Origin of the sequence: Leucobacter chromiireducens (assembly GCF_003917135.1) — a bacterium.
Taxonomy (GTDB): Bacteria; Actinomycetota; Actinomycetes; order Actinomycetales; family Microbacteriaceae; genus Leucobacter; species Leucobacter chromiireducens_A.
Map to the genome: position 1 here is coordinate 1 of NZ_RPDI01000090.1, position 345 is coordinate 345.

The following is a 345-nucleotide window of genomic DNA, read 5'->3' on the forward strand; positions in this document are numbered from 1 at the left end:
CAGAGGCGACGTCCGAGCCGTGGCCGATCTCGGTCATCGCGAATGCGCCCGGCAACTTCAGGCTCATCACGTCGGGCAGCCACTTCTCGTGGTGCGCACGCGTGCCGAGGTGGAGGATCGCCGCGCCGAACAGACCCCACTGGACGCCGCTCTTGATCTGTAGCGAAGGATCGGCGAGCACGAGCTCCTGGAATGCCGCGATGTTGCCGCCGTGGTTGTCGCCGCCGCCGAGGTCGCTCGGGTAGGCACGCTGGATCGCTCCGTTTTCGACGAGGATCCCGAGCTGCTCGAGCACGCGCGCGCGGTGCTCGGCCATGGGCTGGCCGTTGATCGTGTGCAAGCGCG

At 68.1% G+C, this 345-nt stretch carries 1 protein-coding gene; it reads right to left on the reverse strand.

Translation table 11 applies throughout. From position 1 onward, the window contains the following. Positions 1-345: acyl-CoA dehydrogenase family protein (locus EGM46_RS14610; protein ID WP_206427604.1), on the reverse strand; the 345-nt coding region annotated here is incomplete at both ends.